Origin of the sequence: Pseudomonas sp. PMCC200344 (genome assembly GCF_030053095.1) — a bacterium.
In the GTDB taxonomy this organism is placed as follows: domain Bacteria; phylum Pseudomonadota; class Gammaproteobacteria; order Pseudomonadales; family Pseudomonadaceae; genus Aquipseudomonas; species Aquipseudomonas svalbardensis.
This window is the reverse complement of record NZ_CP125618.1, coordinates 5,058,934-5,077,802: the sequence shown is the minus strand read 5'-3', so window position 1 is coordinate 5,077,802 and position 18,869 is coordinate 5,058,934. Positions and strand designations below refer to the sequence as shown.

General features: G+C 58.0%; 22 protein-coding genes. 16 read left to right on the top strand and 6 right to left on the bottom strand.

The genetic code is table 11. From position 1 onward, the window contains the following. Both QFW87_RS23300 and QFW87_RS23295 read left to right on the top strand, forming a co-directional pair. Positions 1 to 633 (top strand): glutathione S-transferase family protein, encoded by a 633-nt coding sequence (locus QFW87_RS23300; RefSeq protein WP_283181455.1) that lies wholly within the window; start codon positions 1 to 3, stop codon positions 631 to 633. Further along, complete coding sequence (locus QFW87_RS23295) at positions 630 to 1,580, top strand: Nudix family hydrolase (protein ID WP_283188975.1); 951 nt, start codon at positions 630 to 632, stop codon at positions 1,578 to 1,580. The genes QFW87_RS23300 and QFW87_RS23295 overlap by 4 nt, the downstream gene beginning before the upstream one ends. A gap of 105 nt (positions 1,581 to 1,685) precedes the next feature. Here QFW87_RS23295 and QFW87_RS23290 read toward each other — a convergent pair whose 3' ends face one another. Genes QFW87_RS23290 through QFW87_RS23280 form a run of 3 tightly spaced genes read right to left on the bottom strand, consistent with a single transcriptional unit; the run spans position 1,686 to position 5,269 of the window. Beyond that, on the bottom strand, positions 1,686 to 2,267 hold the full coding sequence (locus QFW87_RS23290) for a cob(I)yrinic acid a,c-diamide adenosyltransferase (protein ID WP_283188974.1): 582 nt from the start codon (positions 2,265 to 2,267) through the stop codon (positions 1,686 to 1,688). 2 nt (positions 2,268 to 2,269) lie between these two features. Beyond that, positions 2,270 to 4,306 (bottom strand): ATP-binding protein, encoded by a 2,037-nt coding sequence (locus QFW87_RS23285; protein WP_283181452.1) that lies wholly within the window; start codon positions 4,304 to 4,306, stop codon positions 2,270 to 2,272. Positions 4,307 to 4,351: 45 nt separating this feature from the next. Next, complete coding sequence (locus QFW87_RS23280) at positions 4,352 to 5,269, bottom strand: putative 2-dehydropantoate 2-reductase (protein ID WP_283188973.1); 918 nt, start codon at positions 5,267 to 5,269, stop codon at positions 4,352 to 4,354. A 141-nt stretch (positions 5,270 to 5,410) separates the two neighbouring features. Here QFW87_RS23280 and QFW87_RS23275 point away from each other — a divergent pair, with 141 nt between their 5' ends. Continuing rightward, the gene (locus QFW87_RS23275; protein WP_007906601.1) at positions 5,411 to 5,896 is read left to right on the top strand and encodes a YajQ family cyclic di-GMP-binding protein; all 486 of its coding nucleotides are present in this window, start codon (positions 5,411 to 5,413) and stop codon (positions 5,894 to 5,896) included. A 167-nt stretch (positions 5,897 to 6,063) separates the two neighbouring features. After that, positions 6,064 to 6,906 (top strand): mechanosensitive ion channel family protein, encoded by an 843-nt coding sequence (locus tag QFW87_RS23270; protein WP_283188972.1) that lies wholly within the window; start codon positions 6,064 to 6,066, stop codon positions 6,904 to 6,906. Positions 6,907 to 7,007: 101 nt separating this feature from the next. On the opposite strand, the gene QFW87_RS23265 is transcribed toward QFW87_RS23270, so the two are convergent. Continuing rightward, positions 7,008 to 8,354, bottom strand: a complete 1,347-nt coding sequence (locus QFW87_RS23265; RefSeq protein ID WP_283188971.1) for an OprD family porin — start codon at positions 8,352 to 8,354, stop codon at positions 7,008 to 7,010. A 95-nt stretch (positions 8,355 to 8,449) separates the two neighbouring features. After that, positions 8,450 to 8,860, bottom strand: coding sequence for a hypothetical protein (locus tag QFW87_RS23260; RefSeq protein WP_283181448.1), 411 nt, complete (start codon positions 8,858 to 8,860; stop codon positions 8,450 to 8,452). 411 nt (positions 8,861 to 9,271) lie between these two features. Here QFW87_RS23260 and QFW87_RS23255 point away from each other — a divergent pair, with 411 nt between their 5' ends. Together QFW87_RS23255 and QFW87_RS23250 are read left to right on the top strand one after the other, a co-directional pair. Further along, entirely contained in the window at positions 9,272 to 9,697 is a 426-nt protein-coding gene (locus tag QFW87_RS23255) for an HIT domain-containing protein (RefSeq protein WP_283181447.1), read from the top strand. 3 nt (positions 9,698 to 9,700) lie between these two features. Continuing rightward, positions 9,701 to 9,907: a SlyX family protein gene (locus QFW87_RS23250; RefSeq protein WP_056741397.1), complete on the top strand. Its 207-nt coding sequence runs from the start codon at positions 9,701 to 9,703 to the stop codon at positions 9,905 to 9,907. 70 nt (positions 9,908 to 9,977) lie between these two features. Here the strand turns inward: QFW87_RS23250 and QFW87_RS23245 are convergent, their stop codons facing one another. Further along, on the bottom strand, positions 9,978 to 10,580 hold the full coding sequence (locus QFW87_RS23245; RefSeq protein ID WP_283188970.1) for a cold-shock protein: 603 nt from the start codon (positions 10,578 to 10,580) through the stop codon (positions 9,978 to 9,980). 308 nt (positions 10,581 to 10,888) lie between these two features. On the opposite strand from QFW87_RS23245, the gene QFW87_RS23240 reads away from it, so the two are divergent. The 10 genes from QFW87_RS23240 (at position 10,889) to tolQ (ending at position 18,849) form a co-directional block, all read left to right on the top strand. Next, entirely contained in the window at positions 10,889 to 11,359 is a 471-nt protein-coding gene (locus tag QFW87_RS23240) for a Dps family protein (RefSeq protein ID WP_129437851.1), read from the top strand. Positions 11,360 to 11,629: 270 nt separating this feature from the next. After that, complete coding sequence (locus QFW87_RS23235; RefSeq protein ID WP_283188969.1) at positions 11,630 to 11,968, top strand: ribbon-helix-helix domain-containing protein; 339 nt, start codon at positions 11,630 to 11,632, stop codon at positions 11,966 to 11,968. 136 nt (positions 11,969 to 12,104) lie between these two features. Further along, complete coding sequence (locus tag QFW87_RS23230; protein WP_010457489.1) at positions 12,105 to 12,326, top strand: zinc ribbon domain-containing protein; 222 nt, start codon at positions 12,105 to 12,107, stop codon at positions 12,324 to 12,326. Positions 12,327 to 12,448: 122 nt separating this feature from the next. Then, a complete protein-coding gene (gene aspS / locus QFW87_RS23225) occupies positions 12,449 to 14,224 on the top strand; it encodes an aspartate--tRNA ligase (RefSeq protein WP_283188968.1) in 1,776 nt (591 codons plus the stop codon). 123 nt (positions 14,225 to 14,347) lie between these two features. Further along, positions 14,348 to 15,094: a YebC/PmpR family DNA-binding transcriptional regulator gene (locus QFW87_RS23220; RefSeq protein ID WP_283181444.1), complete on the top strand. Its 747-nt coding sequence runs from the start codon at positions 14,348 to 14,350 to the stop codon at positions 15,092 to 15,094. A 156-nt stretch (positions 15,095 to 15,250) separates the two neighbouring features. Further along, positions 15,251 to 15,775, top strand: coding sequence for a crossover junction endodeoxyribonuclease RuvC (ruvC, locus tag QFW87_RS23215; protein ID WP_008147379.1), 525 nt, complete (start codon positions 15,251 to 15,253; stop codon positions 15,773 to 15,775). Positions 15,776 to 15,889: 114 nt separating this feature from the next. Continuing rightward, complete coding sequence (gene ruvA / locus QFW87_RS23210) at positions 15,890 to 16,507, top strand: Holliday junction branch migration protein RuvA (protein WP_007897033.1); 618 nt, start codon at positions 15,890 to 15,892, stop codon at positions 16,505 to 16,507. Continuing rightward, positions 16,508 to 17,572 carry a Holliday junction branch migration DNA helicase RuvB gene (gene ruvB / locus QFW87_RS23205; protein WP_283181443.1) on the top strand — a complete coding sequence of 355 codons (1,065 nt, stop codon included), beginning with the start codon at positions 16,508 to 16,510 and terminating at the stop codon, positions 17,570 to 17,572. A gap of 124 nt (positions 17,573 to 17,696) precedes the next feature. After that, a complete protein-coding gene (ybgC, locus tag QFW87_RS23200) occupies positions 17,697 to 18,164 on the top strand; it encodes a tol-pal system-associated acyl-CoA thioesterase (protein WP_008147372.1) in 468 nt (155 codons plus the stop codon). Further along, positions 18,154 to 18,849 carry a protein TolQ gene (gene tolQ / locus QFW87_RS23195; protein ID WP_017340467.1) on the top strand — a complete coding sequence of 232 codons (696 nt, stop codon included), beginning with the start codon at positions 18,154 to 18,156 and terminating at the stop codon, positions 18,847 to 18,849. The genes ybgC and tolQ overlap by 11 nt, the downstream gene beginning before the upstream one ends. Positions 18,850 to 18,869 lie beyond the last annotated feature (20 nt).

The following is an 18,869-nucleotide window of genomic DNA, read 5'->3' as shown; positions in this document are numbered from 1 at the left end:
ATGAGCCTCCACCTGATCATCGGCGACAAACTGCATTCCTCCTGGTCCCTGCGCGGCGCGTTGGCCCTCGACCTGGCCGGCGTTCCTTACACCGAAGAACTGATCAAGCTGAACCAGCCGGATACGCGTGAGCGTCTGCTCAAGCACTCGCCGACCGGCAAAGTCCCGCTGTTGAAAACCGAACACGGCACCATCGCCGACTCCTTGGCGATTGCCGAGTATCTGGCAGAGCAGTTCCCCGACGCCGGCCTCTGGCCCAAAGACACCGCCGCCCGCGCCCAGGCCCGTTCGGCCTGCGCGCAGATGCACAGCGGTTTCTTCGCCATGCGCGGCAACATGCCATTCGACTTGAGCCACGACGCTGCGCTGTCGCCGACACCGGCTGACGTCCAGGCCGACATTGAGCGTATGTTGGCGTTGTGGGCCGAGTGCCGCGCCGCCGCCACCGAAACCGGTCCGTTCCTGTTTGGCGGCGCGACCCTGGCGGATGCCTTCTTCGCGCCGATCGCCGTGCGCCTGCGCACCTATCAGGTGAGGTTGCCTGCGACGGACGCGGCCTACGTTGAAACCATCTACCAATGGCCGGCCTTCAAGGCTTGGCAGAAGGCGGGTCTGGAGGAGGTCGGGCAGTGAAGCGAGTCCACGTAGCTGCCGCTGTTATCCGTGATGGCAGTGGCAAGATCCTCATTGCCCGCCGTGCCGACACCCAGCATCAGGGTGGCCTGTGGGAATTCCCCGGTGGCAAGGTCGAGGCCGACGAATCCGTCGAAACCGCTCTGGCTCGCGAGCTCCTTGAAGAGTTGGGCATCGTGGTCAACGCGGCTCGCCCGCTGATCAAGGTCCGGCACGATTACCCGGACAAGCAAGTGTTGCTGGATGTCTGGGAAGTGTCGGCCTTTAGCGGCGTACCGCACGGCGCCGAAGGCCAGCCGTTGGAGTGGGTCGCGCCCCGCGATCTGCTGAACTACGAGTTCCCGGCCGCCAACCAGCCGATTGTCGCGGCTGCGCGGTTACCCGCGCAGTATTTGATTACCCCGCAAGACCTGGAAACCCCGGCCTTGCTACGCGGTATTCAAAAAGCCATTGCTGGCGGCATCAAGCTGATCCAGTTGCGGGCACCCAACGGTTACGATCCGAAGTACCGCGATCTGGCGGTGGACGCGGCGGGGCTGTGTGCGGGCAAGGCGCAGTTGATGATCAAGGGGCCGTTCGAGTGGCTGGGAGATTTCCCGTCCGCCGGTTGGCACATCACCTCCGCGCAACTGCGCAAGTACGCGGCGGCTGGCCGCCCGTTGCCGGCGTCGCGCTGGCTGGCGGCGTCCTGTCATAACGCTGAAGAGCTGGCGTTGGCCGAGCAGATGGGGGTGGATTTTGTGACCCTGTCACCGGTGCAACCGACCCTGACTCATCCGGGGGCTCAGCCGCTGGGCTGGGAGCAGGCTTGCGCGTTGATCGAAGGTTTCAGCAAACCGGTGTTCTTGCTCGGTGGTGTTGGCCCGGCGGATCTTCAGAAAGCCTGGGAGGCGGGCGCACAGGGTGCGGCGGGGATTCGGGCGTTTTGGCCTGATTCTTTGGTGTAGCGGCTGGCCTCTTCGCGAGCAGGCTCGCTCCCACACGGGATTGTGGCGCACACAGATCCAATGTGGGAGCGAGCCTGCTCTCGAAGACGGCGTGACAGGCGCCGATTAAACCTCTGGTTTGGTCGCCGGTTGCCACAATATTTCGGCAATCCCTTGCCGCTTGGCAATCAACCGCGCCACCACAAACAACAAGTCCGACAACCGATTGATATACGCCAACCCAACCCCAGCCAACGGTTCGACGGCATTCAATTGCTGACACCGTCGCTCGGCACTGCGCGCCAGGCTTCTGCACACATGAGCCTGGGCAATCAACGCCGAGCCACCCGGTAGAATGAAATTCTCAAGCGGCCCCAGTTCTTCATTCCACACATCAATCGCCGCTTCCAGACGTTCGACTTCTGCCGTGTTCAGTGCCTGATACACCGGCATCGCCAACTCGCCACCCAGATCAAACAACCGATGCTGGCAAGGCGCCAAAACCTCGATCACCTCGTTCAATCCTGGATAGGTGCCACTTTCCGCCGCCAACCCGGCCAATAGCACACCCACCTGACTGTTCAGCGTATCGACCTCGCCAATGGCTTCGATCCGCGGATGGTCCTTGGGCACGCGGCGGCCGTCGCCCAGCCCGGTTTCGCCTTTGTCGCCGGTGCGGGTGTAAATCTTCGACAAGCGAAAGCCCATGGTTACCTCGATAGCTGATTGAGTTCTTGAGAGACGAGCGGGGTGCCCGCCAAGGGCAGGCGCAAGGTGAAACACGTGCCTTGGCCCAGGGTCGATTGCACTTCCATCTGACCCTTGTGGTTGTTGGTAATGATGAAATACGAGACCGACAGGCCAAGGCCGGTGCCCTGACCGATCTCCTTGGTGGTGAAGAACGGTTCGAAGGTGCGTTTACGCACACTCTCGCTCATGCCGATGCCGTTGTCCTCCACCTGGATTTCCGCCCAGGGTGGATTCAGCTTGGTGCGCAGAATGATCCGTCCCGGCTCGCGGTCGTCTTCACGTTGGTGAATCGCCTGCGCGGCGTTTTTCAGCAAATTGAGCAGCACTTGCTCCAGTTCGTTCGCGGTCCCGGGCACCGGCCCCAATGCTGGATCGAACTGGCGAATGATTGCCTGGCCCTTGAAGTCGAAACCGATCGCCAGGTCGAAGTCGTTGCCGGCGATTTCCACCGCCTGATCGATCAGCGCCGGCAGGTCGCACGGGGCCATTTGCCGGGTGCTGCGGCGACTGAAGCTGAGCATGTGCGTGACAATCTTTGCCGCCCGGGCGCCAGCCTGTTGAATGCCGTCGAGCAACTGCGGCACTTCGCGCGCTTGCAGGTATTTGTTGACCGTATCCAGCGAGATCCCGGTTTGCTCGGCTTGTTCGAGATTCTTCGGCAGATCAGGCGAAAGGCGTCGGCGAATGTTCTGCACGTTGTGCAGGATCGCGCCTAACGGGTTGTTGATCTCGTGGGCCATGCCCGCGGCGAGGCCACCGACCGAGAGCATTTTTTCCGACTGCACCATCATTTCTTCCAGCGACAGGCGCTGGGTGATGTCGTCGATCCGGATCACCACACCGCGACCGGCGCCGCCCATCAGCGGGTAGAACGTCAGCGCGTAGTGCTTGGGTTCGTCGTCCTTGAACCAGGTGACACGCTCGATCTTGGCGACCGTGTGCTGTTCGACGGTTTGCTTGAGTTGCGGCAGAAACGGTTTGAGCGGTTCGAAGGCAAGGAAGATCGGCTGGTTCAAGGCTTCGTCGAGGCGTGTACCAGACAGGGCGCTGGCCTCCTGATTCCACTGCGTCACGTAGAGCTGTTCATCAAGGGCGATCAGTGCCGAGGGCATGGAGTCGATGATGCTGTTGAGGTAATTCTGGAAACCGGTGAGCTTCTTCTCGATCTTGCTGCGCACCTGGACTTCGAGTTCCAGCTTGCGATTGGTATGACGGGTTTCTTCGGCCAGGCCCTGGGCCTGGTCATACGCGGCCTGGGAATCATCTCGTGCTCGCTTGAGTTGCTGCTCACGGGCCTCGATCCGCGAGAGCATGGTGTTGAACGCCTCGGCGAGGCTGCCGATTTCGTCATGGTTGCCGCGGGAGGCGCGCAGGGCGTAGTTCTCTTCCCGGGTCACTTGCCGGGACAGCTCTTCGAGCTGATGGATCGGCCGGGTAATCAGGCGTTTGATCTGCCGGGCGATCACCAGCCACAACAGCACACTGAAGATCAGAATCCCGAGGCTGGCGGTGAGGGTGCCGGTGTAGAACGCCATCGGCAGTTCGCTGCTGGCGACCAGTAACAGGTGGCCGGGCGCGGTGCCGGGGCGGGGCAGGGTGATCACTTGATTGCTGCGAAACTCGGTGGCTTGCCAGGATTCGATGTGCCGGTAGCGCTCCGGCAGGCTCAGATTTTCGCCATGCTGCAACTGCGCCAGACGCTCGCCCTTGCCGTTATAAAGGGCCGCCGCGCGCAGCGGTGAATAGCTGTTGAGTTCATTGAGCAGGCGTTCGGCGCTTTGCGGTGACTGCAAGGCTTCGGACACCAGGCTGGGGTTGGACACCAGGCGGCCGATGGTCTGCAAGGCCTGAGGGGCCATGCTTTCCTGGGAGATGTAGTACGCGGCGCTGATAAAAGTCAGGTTGGCGACCAGCAGGACGGTGGTCAACAGCACCAGCAGGGCGGCCAGCAATTTCTGGCCGACCGGAAGGTTTTCAAGGCGCTGGCGCAATGGCATCAGGTTCATCGCTGAAAAGGAACAAGTGGCCAGCGTAGCCGCTGCTCAGTCGCTGGGCAATCCAAGGCTGTGCAGATGGGTGATCAACCGTTGCTCAAGTTGATTGAGGTGCGGCAGGTTCAACTGATGCCTCGCGGCGACTTTGCAGGCATGACCCAATAGATAGCTGATCTCGGTGCGGCGCTGGTTCGCGACGTCCTGGTACATCGAAGAGTAATTGGCGGCGGTCGCGTGAATCACCCGTTCGACTTCCTGTTGAAGGTCCTCGGCCGCTGCTGGTTGACCGCACCGCTCAAGCAACTCGGTCAATTCGACGCAAAGGGTGGCGACTTCGCAGTGGTGTTCCTGTAAACCGCCATTACGGCAATCGTGCAGCACGGTCAGCGGATTGATCGCACAGTTGAGCGCCAGTTTTCGCCACAGCCGGGTCAGAATGTCGGTGCTCCACTCGTGGGGAATACCGGCGGCGCTCACGTCATCCAGCCAGATCGGCGCCATGGGATGCCCGGCATCCCCCAGCCAGGTGTAACCGTGGCCGGCGAATACCACGCGCCAGTCGCCATCGCGAAAGGCGCCTTCGGTGCTTGACGCGCAAATGCAGCGTGCCTGCGGTAACTGCGTGGCGACGGCGTCCTGGCTGCCAAGACCGTTCTGCAACAGAATCAGCTCGGCGTCGGGGGCCAGGCGCGATGCCAGTTGGGCCACGGCTTTCTCGGCATCGTAGGCTTTACAGGCCACCAGCAAGCGGCTGATCGGTTCACTGTTGTCGGGTGTCTCGGCGGGCACCGGATAGCACTTCGCTTCACCGTGTTCGACCAGCGTCAGCCCACCCGCCGCTTCATACGCCTCTAAGCGTGCAGCGTCCCGCACGATCAGCTTGACCGGCACGCCGGCCCGCGCCAGTCGAGTGGCCCATAAGGTGCCAAGGCTGCCGGCGCCCAGAACATGCCAGGTGGTGGACATCAGCTTTTTGCTCTGTTTATCGCGCGCATGGGAGGCTCGCAGTGAATGATGGGAAAGACCCGTTATAATCAGCGCGGATTTTAACCGCAAGCCAGGCGTGCTCCATCGTGATCGAGCATGCCCTTTTATTGGAGAGATTACATGCCGTCGTTCGACGTGGTATCCGAACTGGACAAACACGAAGTCACCAACGCGGTCGAGAACGCCGTCAAGGAACTCGATCGTCGTTATGACCTGAAAGGCAAAGGCACCTTCGAGTTCAAGGAAAAGGACCTGACCGTCAACCTGACCGCTGAAGCCGATTTCCAGCTCGAAGCGATGATTGAGATCCTCAAGCTGGCCCTGGTCAAGCGCAAAATCGACGTGCAGTGCCTTGAAGTCAAGGATGCCTATGCGTCGGGCAAACTGATGAAGCAGGAAGCGGTCCTCAAGGAAGGCATCGACAAAGAGCTGGCGAAGAAAATCGTCGCTCATGTCAAAGACGCCAAACTCAAGGTTCAGGCTGCCATTCAAGGCGAGCAAGTGCGGATCACCGGCAAGAAGCGTGATGACTTGCAGGAAGCCATCGCGGCCCTGCGCGCCAAGACGTTCGATATGCCGCTGCAGTTCAACAACTTCCGCGACTGACCTTTCAGACGGGAACCTTGTGGGAGCGGCGGTGCGACGATTCGACTTGCTCGCGAAGAGGGCGTATCAGTCGACATCACTGTTGAATGACACCCCGCTTTCGCGAGCAAGTCGAATCGTCGCACCGCCGCTCCCACCCGGATTATGCTTAACCCAGGAGAATGTAGATGGATTTGAATGCTGAAGTAGACAACCTGGTCAAGGCGTCTCAAGCCTGGCTTCCAATGATCATGGAATACGGCAGCCGCGTGCTGCTGGCGGTCATCACTCTGGCCGTCGGCTGGTGGCTGATCAACAAGGTGACGCAAAAGCTCGGCGGCCTGTTGGCGCTGCGTAACGCCGACCTGGCGTTGCAAGGCTTCATCAGCAGCCTGGCAAACATCATTCTCAAGGTTCTGCTGATCGTCAGCGTCGCCTCGATGATCGGCGTGGAAACCACTTCGTTCGTTGCGGCCATCGGTGCGGCCGGTCTGGCCATCGGCCTGGCCTTGCAGGGCAGCCTGGCGAACTTCGCGGGTGGTGTGCTGATTCTGTTGTTCCGCCCGTTCCGCATTGGTGACTGGATCGAAGCCCAAGGTGTTGCTGGCACTGTCGACAGCATTCAGATCTTCCACACCGTGCTGCGTACCGGCGATAACAAAACCATCATCGTGCCGAACGGTAATCTGTCGAACGGCATCATTACCAATACCAACCGTCAGTCGACACGCAAAGTAGTGTTTGATGTAGGTGTGGATTGCCACGCGGATCTGCAAAAGGCCCGTGAAGTGTTGCTGGAACTGGCTAGGGATGAGCGGGTGTTGACTGACCCGGCACCGGAAGCGGTCATTTCTATGCTGGGCGAAAGCTCGATCACTGTTTCGCTACGGGTCTGGGTCAAGACCGCTGACTACTGGAATGTGCTGTTCATGTTTAACGAACAAGCCCGTGATCGTTTGAAGGCAGCGGGTATTGATATTCCGTTTCCACAACGGGTGATTCGAGTGGTTCAGGAATCGGCAACGGTGTAATGATCGGTCTTTCGATTTATTTTTGAGAAGCCAATAAAAAAGGCCCATCCGAAGATGGGCCTTTTGTTTGTTACCGCAAACTACAAACTAGTTGTTCGCGATTACAAGATCGACAGCGGGTAGTCAACGATCAGACGGAATTCGTTGATATCGCCTTCAGCCTGGTCGGTATTGGCGCGGTGCCATGCCTGACGCATGCGGAAGGACAGGTCCTTCGCTGGACCGGTTTGAACTACGTACTTGGCTTCAACGTTGGTTTCGTGGTGCTTACCATCTGCACCATATCCGTACGAGTTGTATGGGCTGTCGGCGTCCATTTTGGTACCGTCGATATCCCAACCTTTAACGTAACGGGTCATGAAGCTCAGGCCCGGTACGCCGTACTCAGCCATTTTCAGGTCATAACGAACTTGTGCAGACTTTTCGTTTGGACCGTTGAAGTCGGAGTACTGGATGGAGTTGGCGAGGAAGATCGAGTCGCCACCACGGTTGTTGTCACCCACACCGACGTAGTCGAATGGAGTATCGCCGTTAACTTTCTGGTAACCAACGGTGATGGTGTGAGCCTTCAGGAACGAATAAGCGGCTGCCAGCGAGTACGTGGTGTTGCTGATGTCGCCCGCTTTGGAACTACCAGTATCGGTAGTGCGGTAGATGTTACCGTCCAGATTGATCGACTGATCGCTACCCATTGGGATGGTGTAGTTCACGTTGCTGTAGTACTGGTTCCAGATGTCTTCGAAATGGGAGCCGTACAGCGAAACACTCAGATTGTCGGAGATGCCGTATTTGCCACCGGCATAGTCCATGGTGCGGCCAGTAACCGGATCGTCGGAGGTGCTCGAGTATTGCGAATGCAACTCACCGTCGCTGTTCATCTCATCTTGGCTGGAGGCCGAGTAGAAGTGACCCGCTTCCAGGTCCAGGTCTTTGACTTCGCTGCTCTGCAGTTGGAAGCCGGTAGCGGTTTGAGGCAACAGACGGGAACCGCCGACAGCGAACACTGGAGAAGTGCTTGGCTGCATCTGACCGAACTTCAGTTCAGTCTTGGAAATGCGAACTTTGACGGCTCCACCGGCTTTGCCGAAGCTGTCGCTGTTTTCGCCTTCGCTGTTGGTTGACAGGTTGCCCGAGCCGGAAAACTTGTCGCGGGCGTCCAGCTTGATACCCAGGTAACCGAACGCGTCAACACCTACACCAACAGTACCTTGGGTGTAACCGGAACTGAATACACCGTGGAAACCCTGGGTCCAGTCTTTGTCATCGACTGAACGGTCTTTCTTGTCACGGTTAAAATAGTAGTTGCGAAGCAGCAAGTCGAACTTGGCGTCTTCAACAAAACCTTTGGCTTCAGCCTGGTCACTTACAAAAGGTGCGGCCGTAGCCATTTGAGTACTGGCTGCTGCTGCAACTGCCAGTGCGATCATGCTCCACTTCATCACGCGCATCGTGATTTGCTCCTTTGGTTTTTAGAAGAGTACTGCCGTCCCACCTGATTTATTATCTGGGCGGCTCTTTCTTTTTGTGTCGGCGCAAACTTATATCACGCCGACCATGTTGGCGATACTTGGGCATCTAACCTTTCAGCTTCTTTGCGACCCTGTCGCAAACGGCTTGGTAGATGTCGCAAATTTACAGCCCCGACGCAAGCGGACTGACAACTTTTAGCGTTGTTTTCCAGGGCCTGAGCATCGGTAAAAAGAGTCCCTGGTGAAACGCTTGAATCTCCATAGGGCAACCCTGCCACTGTTTTTATTTGCCTTGAGGCTTCCACTTCCAGCGGACGCTTTAGAGGCGATGTGGGTGTGAATGCAACAAGCGTGCACAAATCAGAATCTTGCTGGTTTTTTTTCTGAATGCTTGCCTGTCGCTGTAAAAACCTCATAAAACCGGGGTGTTCAAGCACGTTTTGTTCGGGCTTGACGCCATGGTTTGCATCGTGTTGTACGCTCATGGCCGACGGCGTGACAACCAAAAATGTTACCGGTTCACCCCACCAGTGAGTAGATGGCGGATACCTGACCGATTCAGCGTAGACGCACTGTGCGGTTTTGGTGCAAAACATTTTAGTCGCTGTACTGAATTCATACAGTGCGGCCGCTTGGCAAATTCGAACGCGTCGTTGTTTATCAGTCAGTTCAGCGTTTTTTGTGTGGCTGCTGGTTCTGTAATGGTGCGTCCTGCACGAAAATGACTCATGTCGGGGCGCGTGACCGGTCGTTTATAGTTTCTCGGGTTGGCTTCGACCATGGTTCGTCGTGAAGCCAGCGGCGTTCGCAGGTATGCTGCCGTCCTGTCGCTTGGTGCGCCGTCTCTCGGGATGGGCGCTAAGCTGAAAAATGATGACCAGGCGGGAGTGCGCGCAGTGTTCGCTTTAGATCCACGGCTTCAACAAGACACGTTACCGATCGGGGATTTCCCACTGTGCCGGTTACTGCTGTCCAATGATTCGAACTACCCCTGGTTCATTCTGGTGCCACGTCGCGACGATATCAGTGAGATATTTCAGTTGGATGTCGCAGATCAACAGCAGCTGTGGCAGGAAACGACCGCACTGGCGGAAATGCTCAAGGACTCGTTTGACGCGGACAAGTTGAATGTCGCGGCCTTGGGTAACGTCGTCAGTCAGTTGCACATGCATGTGATTGTGCGCAAGCGTGAGGACGCCGCCTGGCCAGCGCCGGTCTGGGGTCAACACCCGGCCAAGCCTTATGGCTCAGAGCAGATCGAGTTGATTCGCGAGCGGTTGCGCCTGGTATTGACCGATAATTTTACGTTTCTGGAGGGTTGAATCATGAGCCTGGAAGATCGCGTTACCGATCTGGAGAGCCAGCTGGCGTTTCAGGATGACACCATCCAGGCATTGAGTGATGTGCTGGCGACGCAGCAGCGTGCAGTTGAGCGCCTGCAACTGCAGATGGCGGCATTGCTCAAGCGGCAAGAGGAAATGGCCGGCCAGTTCGAGACGTTTGAAGAGGAAGCGCCACCGCCGCATTACTGAGTGTGACCAACAGGCGGGCAATAAAAAACCGCGAACAGCCAGGCTGTTCGCGGTTTTTTTTAGCCTTGGATCAGCGGCGCGGCAGTGCGGCGATCACATCTTCGGCTTGCAGGCCTTTGTCACGATTCATGACAGAGAACTCCACGCGCTGGCCTTCGACCAGAACACGATGACCTTCGCCACGAATGGCCCGGAAATGCACGAAAATATCATCGCCGGAATCACGGGAAATAAAGCCGAAGCCTTTGGAGGTGTTGAACCACTTTACGGTGCCGGTATCGCGGTTGCTCATGTCATAGCTTGGCGAGGCGGCGGCCGGTGAAGATTTGTAGAAGCTGATGGCCAGGTGCAGAAAAACGGCAATCAGGGCTGCGACCAGGCTGAACAGAACAGCAGGTTGACCGGCAATGACAGGCATTGGCGCGATCAGCGTCAGTGTTTGCAGGACGACGGTCAGAACCAGCAAGGCGCTGACCAGGTTTTGCAGTTGATGACGCGGGCCTTTGTTCCAGTAAGGGATAACAGGAGCGAGGGTGAGGTTGAGCAGGCCGAAAAAGGCCAGGTACAGCGCATCAGGTTGTTGCAGGTAAGGTACGGCTTCGGATCGCAGGCTAGGGATGAAGGACAACAGCAAGGCTGCTGCGCCCATTAGCAGGTGGACAATTTTCAACATTTTGAGTAACTCACGTTAAGACGGATCACAAGGAAGAGCTGATTGAGTACGGTTCGCTTCAGAACAATAAGAGGCGTTGGACACGTACCCGGTACCAGCCTATGCGCAGCCCCGGGAAAATAGGCGGTAGCGACACACTGCCTATTTAACAGCAAAGCCTGCAGCTACTCAAATCAGGCAGTCCAGCGGTGCCCTGAGGGTCGATTTGTCGCAGGTAAGCAGAGAACCCGGGGCTGCGGGGGGCCGGTAGGCTTGCTAGAGTGGTCCTGCACCTGCTGGATGAATTCCATCACCTTTAGGGGAAACGCATGGCAATCGATATCGGTATCAGTGAAGAGGATCGCAAGTCCATCGTTGACGGACTTTCGCGTCTGCTGTCGGACACCTATGTGCTGTATTTGAAAACCCATAACTTCCATTGGAATGTCACCGGTCCGATGTTCCGGACCCTGCACTTGATGTTCGAGGAGCAATATAACGAGTTGGCCCTGGCCGTCGATTCGATTGCCGAGCGAATTCGTGCCCTCGGATTTCCTGCTCCGGGTGCCTATTCTATTTATGCGCGCCTTTCTTCCATTAAGGAGGAGGTGGGTGTGCCCAGCGCTGAAGACATGATCAAGCAACTTGTCGAAGGCCAGGAGGCGGTCACGCGTACTGCACGCGGGATTTTTCCATTGCTCGACAAGGTCAGTGACGAGCCAACGGCTGACCTTCTGACCCAGCGTATGCAAGTCCACGAGAAAACCGCGTGGATGCTGCGCTCCCTGCTGGATCAGTAACAATATTGGTGCGCGGATGGCGCCCTTGGGGTGTTGTTCGCGCCCTGTCTTCTCGTGACTTTAAATGTCTTTCTGTTGAATGAAATTACGCCCAAGCATGTAGGAAATTATCTGGAGTAGGACGGTCTCCATGATCGCCCTTCAGTTGTTGGCTTATCCTACGTTGATGGTCATAAAGTCATCTGGATATAACTTTGCGCCTGCGCTTTTATAGAGAAACAGCTTGTTGCTCTTATAAAAAAGCAAGGATGACAAAGGAGTGTCAACGATATGGATTACGAAGACAGGCGAAGCGAGGGGAGTGGCGGTCCGGTCAAGGAGATAAGGATCGATCCATTTGTCAGTGAATTTGATATGGGCCTGGCCCAGCCTTTATCCCGATCAGTGCGGTTGAATGGCTTTGCAACCTGTTTGCGGCTTGAACAGGTCTATTGGGATATTTTGGGCGACATGGCCAAGGTCAACTGCTGTACGGTCAGTGCGCTGTTGTCCCATGTGGACCGTGAGGTGCATTTGCGTCACGGCGGGGTCAAGAACTTCACCGGGCTGGTGCGGGTTGTGTGCGTCGTGCACAGCCTGAAGGAAGGCGGCTGCGTCGCCATGCCTTAGCCACAGGGGTGGAATGGGTAGAGTGTCGGTCTGTGCAGTCTTACGGCTGCACAGGCTGCATTTAATGGATATAATCCCGCTCTTTGCCGCAAAACCCAGCGTGTGCGGTAGCAATCTGATCGCCGAGACAACCCCCATGCCGATGTACGACTATCAATGTGCTTCCTGTGGTCATCAGTTGGAAGCCATTCAAAAGATCAGCGCAGCACCGCTGGTTGACTGCCCTGCCTGCCAGGCGCCAGAGCTTAAGAAGATGCTGTCCATGCCGGGCTTCCGCCTTAGCGGCACCGGCTGGTACGAAACCGATTTCAAGACCGGTTCCAAGAAGAATCTGGCCGGCGGCGACAAAGCTGACTAGGGTCTTGAACCTGAGTTGAACGACACGTGCGAGCTCTTGCATCATCTGGCGCCTTTCAAAAGGGCAGGATATGAGCAAGGTCTCCAACCGAATTTCGAATTACGAGAAGCGAAACCACTACCATGATGCGCAGCCATTATTGCGGCCAACTGAACGAAAGCCTGGAAGGCCAGGAAATTACCCTTTGCGGATGGGTTCACCGTCGCCGTGACCACGGTGGGGTGATTTTCCTCGATATCCGTGATCGTGACGGTCTGGCCCAGGTGGTGTTCGACCCGGACCGCGCTGAAACCTTCGCCGCCGCCGATCGCGTGCGCAGCGAATACGTGGTCAAGGTCACCGGCAAGGTTCGCCTGCGTCCGACCGGTGCCGGCAACGCCAACATGGCGTCGGGCATGATCGAAGTGCTGGGCTACGAGCTGGAAGTATTGAACGAAGCGGAAACCCCGCCGTTCCCGCTCAACGAGTTCTCCGACGTCGGCGAAGAAACCCGCCTGCGTTATCGCTTCATCGACCTGCGTCGTCCGGAAATGCTCGAGAAGCTGCGTCTGCGTTCGCGCATGACCACCAGCATCCGTCGCTTCCTGGACGAGAACGGCTTCCTCGATGTCGAGACGCCGATTCTGACCCGCGCCACGCCAGAAGGCGCTCGCGACTACCTGGTGCCGAGCCGTACTCACGCAGGTAGCTTCTTCGCCTTGCCGCAATCGCCTCAGCTGTTCAAGCAACTGCTGATGGTCGCCGGCTTCGACCGTTACTACCAGATCGCCAAGTGCTTTCGCGACGAAGATCTGCGCGCCGACCGTCAGCCGGAATTCACCCAGATCGACATCGAGACCAGCTTCCTCGATGAAAAAGAGATCATGGGCATCACCGAAAAAATGATCCGCAACCTGTTCAAGGAAGTGCTGGATCTGGAATTCGGCGACTTCCCGCACATGACCTTCGAAGAGGCCATGCGCCGTTACGGTTCCGACAAGCCGGACCTGCGTAACCCGCTGGAACTGGTTGACGTTGCCGATCAACTGAAAGAAGTCGACTTCAAGGTGTTCAGCGGCCCTGCCAACGACCCGAAATGCCGCGTTGCCGCTCTGCGCGTTCCAGGCGCGGCAAGCATGCCGCGCAAGCAGATCGACGACTACACCAAGTTCGTCGGCATCTACGGTGCCAAGGGCCTGGCGTACATCAAGGTCAACGAGCGCGCCAAAGGCGTTGAAGGTCTGCAATCGCCGATCGTCAAGAACATCCCTGAAGCCAACCTCAATGTGATCCTTGATCGCGTTGGCGCGGTTGACGGCGACATCGTGTTCTTCGGTGCCGACAAAGCCAAGATCGTCAGCGAAGCCCTGGGCGCGCTGCGGATCAAGGTCGGTAACGATCTGAACCTGCTGACCTGCGAGTGGGCGCCGATGTGGGTTGTCGACTTCCCGATGTTCGAAGAGAACGACGACGGCAGCTTCACTGCCTTGCACCACCCGTTCACCGCGCCGAAGTGCACCCCGGAAGAACTGGAAGCCAACCCGGCGACCGCTCTGTCCCGTGCCTACGACATGGTCCTGAACGGCACCGAGCTGGGTGGCGGTTCGATCCGTATCCACCGCAAGGAAATGCAGCAGTCGGTATTCCGTCTGCTGGGTATCAGTGAAGCGGAACAGGAAGAGAAATTCGGCTTCCTGCTCGACGCCCTGAAATACGGCGCGCCGCCGCACGGTGGTCTGGCCTTCGGTCTGGACCGTCTGGTGATGCTGATGACCGGCGCCCAGTCGATCCGTGAAGTGATTGCCTTCCCGAAAACCCAGAGCGCCGCTTGCGTCATGACTCAGGCTCCGGGTGTGGTAGATGCCAAGGCACTGCGCGAACTGCATATTCGTCTGCGCGAAACGCCTAAAGCTGAGTAAGGCTGACCAGAAGGGCGCATCTTCGGATGCGCCCTTTCTTTATAGATTGGTCGAGATTTTTATTTGCTGGCTGGCGCGTCATGGCGTGGCGGGCAATGTTTCAAAGAGAATTCGGAGCGAGATATGGCGGGTCATTCCAAGTGGGCGAACATCAAGCACCGCAAAGAACGTCAGGATGCCAAGAAGGGCAAGATTTTCACCAAGTGGATTCGTGAACTGACCGTTGCTGCCCGTCAGGGCGGTAGTGATCCGGGTTCCAACCCGCGTTTGCGTCTGGCGCTGGACAAGGCCCTCGGCGCGAACATGAGCCGCGACATCATTGATCGCGCGGTCGCCCGCGGCGCCGGTGCTGCCGACACCGACGACATGGTCGAGCTGAGCTACGAAGGCTACGGCCCGGGCGGCGTGGCGGTGATGGTCGAGTGCATGACCGACAACCGCAATCGCACCGCGGCCGCTGTTCGCCACGCGTTCAGCAAGTGCGGCGGCAACCTCGGTACGGACGGTTCGGTGGCCTATTTGTTCGAGCGCAAGGGGCAGATTTCCTTCGCGCCGGGCGTCGATGAAGATGCGCTGATGGAAGCGGCGATGGAGGCCGATGCCGATGACGTGGTGACCCACGAAGACGGCTCCATCGACGTATTCACCTCGTTCGCCGGTTTCTACTCGGTGCGTAACGCGTTGGAAGCGGCCGGTTTCAAAGGTGATGACGCGGAAATCGTGATGCTGCCGACCACCAGTGCCGAACTGGACCTGGAAGGCGCCGAGAAGGTTCTCAAGCTGATCGACATGCTTGAAGACCTGGATGACGTGCAGAACGTCTATTCCAACGCGGACATTCCTGAGTCGGTAGCCGCACAGCTCGGTTAAGGGCGACTAAGATTCAATGTGGGAGCGAGCCTGCTCGCGAATGCGGAATTTCAGGCAACATTGTTGCTGAATATGAAACCGCTTTCGCGAGCAGGCTCGCTCCCACAGTTTTTTCGCTGTAATGAATATCGTGCTTTTACTGAAGCTGCAGGCGTTATGACTTTAATTCTTGGTATCGACCCCGGTTCGCGCATTACCGGTTATGGCGTGGTGCGTGATACCGGGCGTGGTTGCGTGTACGTGGCGTCGGGCTGCATTCGCACAGGTTCCGGCGAGCTGCATGAACGCCTGCAAATCGTCTATCGCGGTGTTCGCGAAGTCATCCAGACCTACGGCCCGGTGACCATGGGCATCGAAAAGGTCTTCATGGCGCGCAACGCCGACTCTGCGCTGAAACTTGGCCAGGCCCGCGGCGCAGCCATCGTTGCCGGGGCGGAAGAAAGCCTGGAAATCGCCGAGTACACGGCGACCCAGGTCAAGCAGGCGGTGACCGGGACCGGCGCGGCGAATAAAGAGCAGGTGCAAATGATGGTCATGCATATGTTGAAACTGACCAGCAAACCGCAGATCGATGCCTCGGACGCCCTGGCCATTGCCATTTGCCATGCTCACACCCGTTCCAGCCTGTTGCCCCATGGCTTGGGTACGGCACGCAGTCGTGGCGGGCGCCTGCGTCTCTGATAGCATCAGCAATCATTTTTTATAGAACGAGGGTTTGCGCCTGTGTCGTCGGCGCAAAACCCTTGTTCTGTCAGTCGCCAGCACTGATCTGGCCAACGCTCAAGGATCTGAAACGTGATTGGACGCTTGCGCGGCACACTGGCTGAGAAACAGCCGCCGCACCTGATTCTGGATGTAAACGGTCTGGGGTATGAGCTGGAAGTGCCCATGACCACGCTTTATCGCTTGCCGTCGGTCGGTGAACCGCTGACCTTGCACACCCATTTGGTCGTACGCGAAGACGCGCAGTTACTCTATGGCTTCTTCGGCAAGCGCGAGCGAGACTTTTTTCGCGAGTTGATCCGTCTCAATGGTGTAGGGCCGAAACTGGCCCTGGCCCTGATGTCGAGCCTGGAAGTCGATGAGCTGGTCCGCTGCGTGCAGTCCCAGGACACCTCGGCACTGACCAAGGTGCCGGGCGTGGGCAAGAAGACTGCCGAGCGTTTGTTGGTGGAACTCAAGGATCGCTTCAAGGCCTGGGAAACCGTACCGGCGATGTTCGCTTTGGTACCAAACCAGCCGGGTGGGCCAGATGCGCCAGCTCCGGTCGCCACCGCCGAAAATGACGCGGTCAGCGCGCTGATCTCCCTGGGCTACAAGCCGCAGGAAGCCAGCAAGGCGATTTCTGCGATCAAGGAGAAAGGATTGAGCAGTGAAGACATGATTCGTCGTGCCCTGAAGGGAATGATCTAAGTGATTGAAGCTGATCGTCTGATTACCGCCACACCTGGCCCTCGTGACCGCGAAGAAGTCCAGGACCGGGCAATTCGTCCTGTCAGCCTGGCCGAGTACATTGGCCAGCCGACCGTTCGCGAGCAAATGGAGTTGTTCATCCAGGCTGCCCGTGGGCGCAATGAATCCCTGGACCACACGCTGATTTTCGGCCCGCCGGGTCTGGGTAAAACCACCCTGGCCAACATCATCGCCCAGGAAATGGGCGTCTCGATCAAGAGCACTTCGGGCCCTGTGCTTGAGCGCCCGGGTGATCTGGCTGCGCTGCTGACCAATCTTGAGCCGCACGACGTGCTGTTCATCGACGAAATCCATCGGCTCTCGCCGATCGTCGAAGAAGTGCTGTACCCAGCCATGGAAGATTTCCAGCTCGACATCATGATTGGTGAAGGGCCGGCCGCGCGCTCGATCAAGCTTGATCTGCCGCCGTTCACCCTGATCGGTGCAACGACCCGTGCCGGCATGCTGACCAATCCGCTGCGCGACCGTTTCGGCATCGTCCAGCGCCTGGAGTTCTACAACACTGCCGACCTGGCAACGATTGTCAGTCGTTCGGCTAACATCCTCGGCTTGCCGCTGGATCCGGAAGGCGCCTTCGAAATCGCCCGCCGTGCCCGTGGTACGCCGCGGATCGCCAACCGCTTGCTGCGCCGGGTTCGGGATTTCGCCGAAGTTCGCGCCAAAGGCCACATCACCAAACCGATCGCCGACCTGGCCTTGAACCTGCTGGATGTCGACGAGCGTGGTTTCGATCACCAGGATCGACGCCTGTTGTTGACCATGATCGAGAAGTTCGACGGTGGGCCGGTCGGGGTCGATAGCCTCGCCGCAGCCATCAGTGAAGAGCGACACACTATTGAAGACGTGCTGGAGCCGTACCTGATCCAGCAGGGCTACATCATGCGTACGCCGCGGGGGCGAGTGGTGACTCGGCATGCGTACCTGCACTTCGGTTTAAACATCCCGTCACGATTGGGCGAGATGCCCGTGGTAGACGAGTTCCTCGATGCCGTGGACGATAAATAACCTTTGCGCGCTGATTTATTCGGGGTTTGTGCGGTCCTAGGACCGTACTTTCGCCAGAAAGCCGTGAATCAATGAAAAACAGTTGCCTGGCCGGATTGGCAACCTGAGGAGTAAGCACTAGAGTATGCGCGCGCAAAACGGGCTTGAGCCTTTCGCACTTCGTTGTCGCGTTTATTACGAGGACACCGATGCGGGCGGCATCGTGTATTACGTTAATTACCTCAAGTTTATGGAACGGGCTCGAACCGAGCGGCTCCGGGAGCTGGGCTTTGCCCAATCCCAGCTTGCAGGTGAGGACCTGTTGTTCGTCGTGCATTCCAGCGAAGCGCGCTACCACGCGCCGGCGCGACTGGACGACGAGCTGCTGGTAAGCGCTGAAGTAATCGAATTGAACCGTGTCAGCCTGCGCTTCAAACAGCAGGTCAGGCGAGCCACGGATAATGCGCTGCTCTGCGAAGGGCAGTTTTTGGTGGCCTGTGTGCGCACTAACAGTTTGAAACCCCGGGCCATTCCCGAAGCTCTACGTGCGGCCTTTGCCGACGTGAGCGGCGCGGGTACACACTCAAAGCAGGAGATAAAGCGTGGAAGCTAACGTCGTCGACCATTCCTCCATGTGGAGCCTGGTCAGCAATGCCAGTATCGTGGTGCAACTGGTAATGCTGATCCTGGTAGCCGCATCGGTGACCTCATGGATCATGATCTTTCAGCGCAGCAACCTGCTGCGCGCCGGTCGACGTGCCCTGGAGAGCTTTGAAGAGCGCTTCTGGTCGGGTATCGACCTGTCCAAACTCTACCGTCAGGCCGGCAGCAACCCTGATCCGGATTCAGGTGTAGAGCAGATCTTCCGTGCCGGTTTCAAGGAATTCTCCCGTCTGCGCCAGCAGCCAGGCGTTGATCCGGAAGCGGTCATGGAAGGCGTGGCCCGTGCCATGCGCGTCGCCATTTCCCGCGAAGAAGAAAAGCTCGAGCAGAGCCTGCCGTTCCTCGCGACCGTAGGTTCCGTCAGCCCGTACATCGGTCTGTTCGGTACCGTCTGGGGGATCATGAACTCCTTCCGTGGTCTGGCCACTGCCCAGCAAGCAACCCTGGCCACTGTGGCTCCAGGTATCGCCGAGGCACTGATTGCAACCGCGATCGGTCTGTTCGCCGCCATCCCGGCCGTTATCGCTTACAACCGTTTTGCTGCTCGCAGCGAAACGCTGATCAGCCGCTACTACACCTTCGCCGATGAATTCCAGGCGATCCTGCACCGCAAAGTGCACACCAGCGAAGAATAAGCAGGTAATTTCCAATGGCT

Excerpts from the sequence above, each read along its gene's own strand:
- QFW87_RS23300 (WP_283181455.1), top strand. The coding sequence starts at position 1 with ATGAGCCTCCACCTGATCATCGGCGACAAACTGCATTCCTCCTGGTCC.
- QFW87_RS23290 (WP_283188974.1), bottom strand. The coding sequence starts at position 2,267 with ATGGGCTTTCGCTTGTCGAAGATTTACACCCGCACCGGCGACAAAGGC.
- QFW87_RS23285 (WP_283181452.1), bottom strand. The coding sequence starts at position 4,306 with ATGCCATTGCGCCAGCGCCTTGAAAACCTTCCGGTCGGCCAGAAATTG.
- QFW87_RS23280 (WP_283188973.1), bottom strand. The coding sequence starts at position 5,269 with ATGTCCACCACCTGGCATGTTCTGGGCGCCGGCAGCCTTGGCACCTTA.
- QFW87_RS23275 (WP_007906601.1), top strand. The coding sequence starts at position 5,411 with ATGCCGTCGTTCGACGTGGTATCCGAACTGGACAAACACGAAGTCACC.
- QFW87_RS23270 (WP_283188972.1), top strand. The coding sequence starts at position 6,064 with ATGGATTTGAATGCTGAAGTAGACAACCTGGTCAAGGCGTCTCAAGCC.
- QFW87_RS23265 (WP_283188971.1), bottom strand. The coding sequence starts at position 8,354 with ATGCGCGTGATGAAGTGGAGCATGATCGCACTGGCAGTTGCAGCAGCA.
- QFW87_RS23260 (WP_283181448.1), bottom strand. The coding sequence starts at position 8,860 with ATGAGCGTACAACACGATGCAAACCATGGCGTCAAGCCCGAACAAAAC.
- QFW87_RS23250 (WP_056741397.1), top strand. The coding sequence starts at position 9,701 with ATGAGCCTGGAAGATCGCGTTACCGATCTGGAGAGCCAGCTGGCGTTT.
- QFW87_RS23245 (WP_283188970.1), bottom strand. The coding sequence starts at position 10,580 with ATGTTGAAAATTGTCCACCTGCTAATGGGCGCAGCAGCCTTGCTGTTG.
- QFW87_RS23240 (WP_129437851.1), top strand. The coding sequence starts at position 10,889 with ATGGCAATCGATATCGGTATCAGTGAAGAGGATCGCAAGTCCATCGTT.
- QFW87_RS23235 (WP_283188969.1), top strand. The coding sequence starts at position 11,630 with ATGGATTACGAAGACAGGCGAAGCGAGGGGAGTGGCGGTCCGGTCAAG.
- QFW87_RS23230 (WP_010457489.1), top strand. The coding sequence starts at position 12,105 with ATGCCGATGTACGACTATCAATGTGCTTCCTGTGGTCATCAGTTGGAA.
- aspS (WP_283188968.1), top strand. The coding sequence starts at position 12,449 with ATGATGCGCAGCCATTATTGCGGCCAACTGAACGAAAGCCTGGAAGGC.
- QFW87_RS23220 (WP_283181444.1), top strand. The coding sequence starts at position 14,348 with ATGGCGGGTCATTCCAAGTGGGCGAACATCAAGCACCGCAAAGAACGT.
- ruvC (WP_008147379.1), top strand. The coding sequence starts at position 15,251 with ATGACTTTAATTCTTGGTATCGACCCCGGTTCGCGCATTACCGGTTAT.
- ybgC (WP_008147372.1), top strand. The coding sequence starts at position 17,697 with ATGCGCGCGCAAAACGGGCTTGAGCCTTTCGCACTTCGTTGTCGCGTT.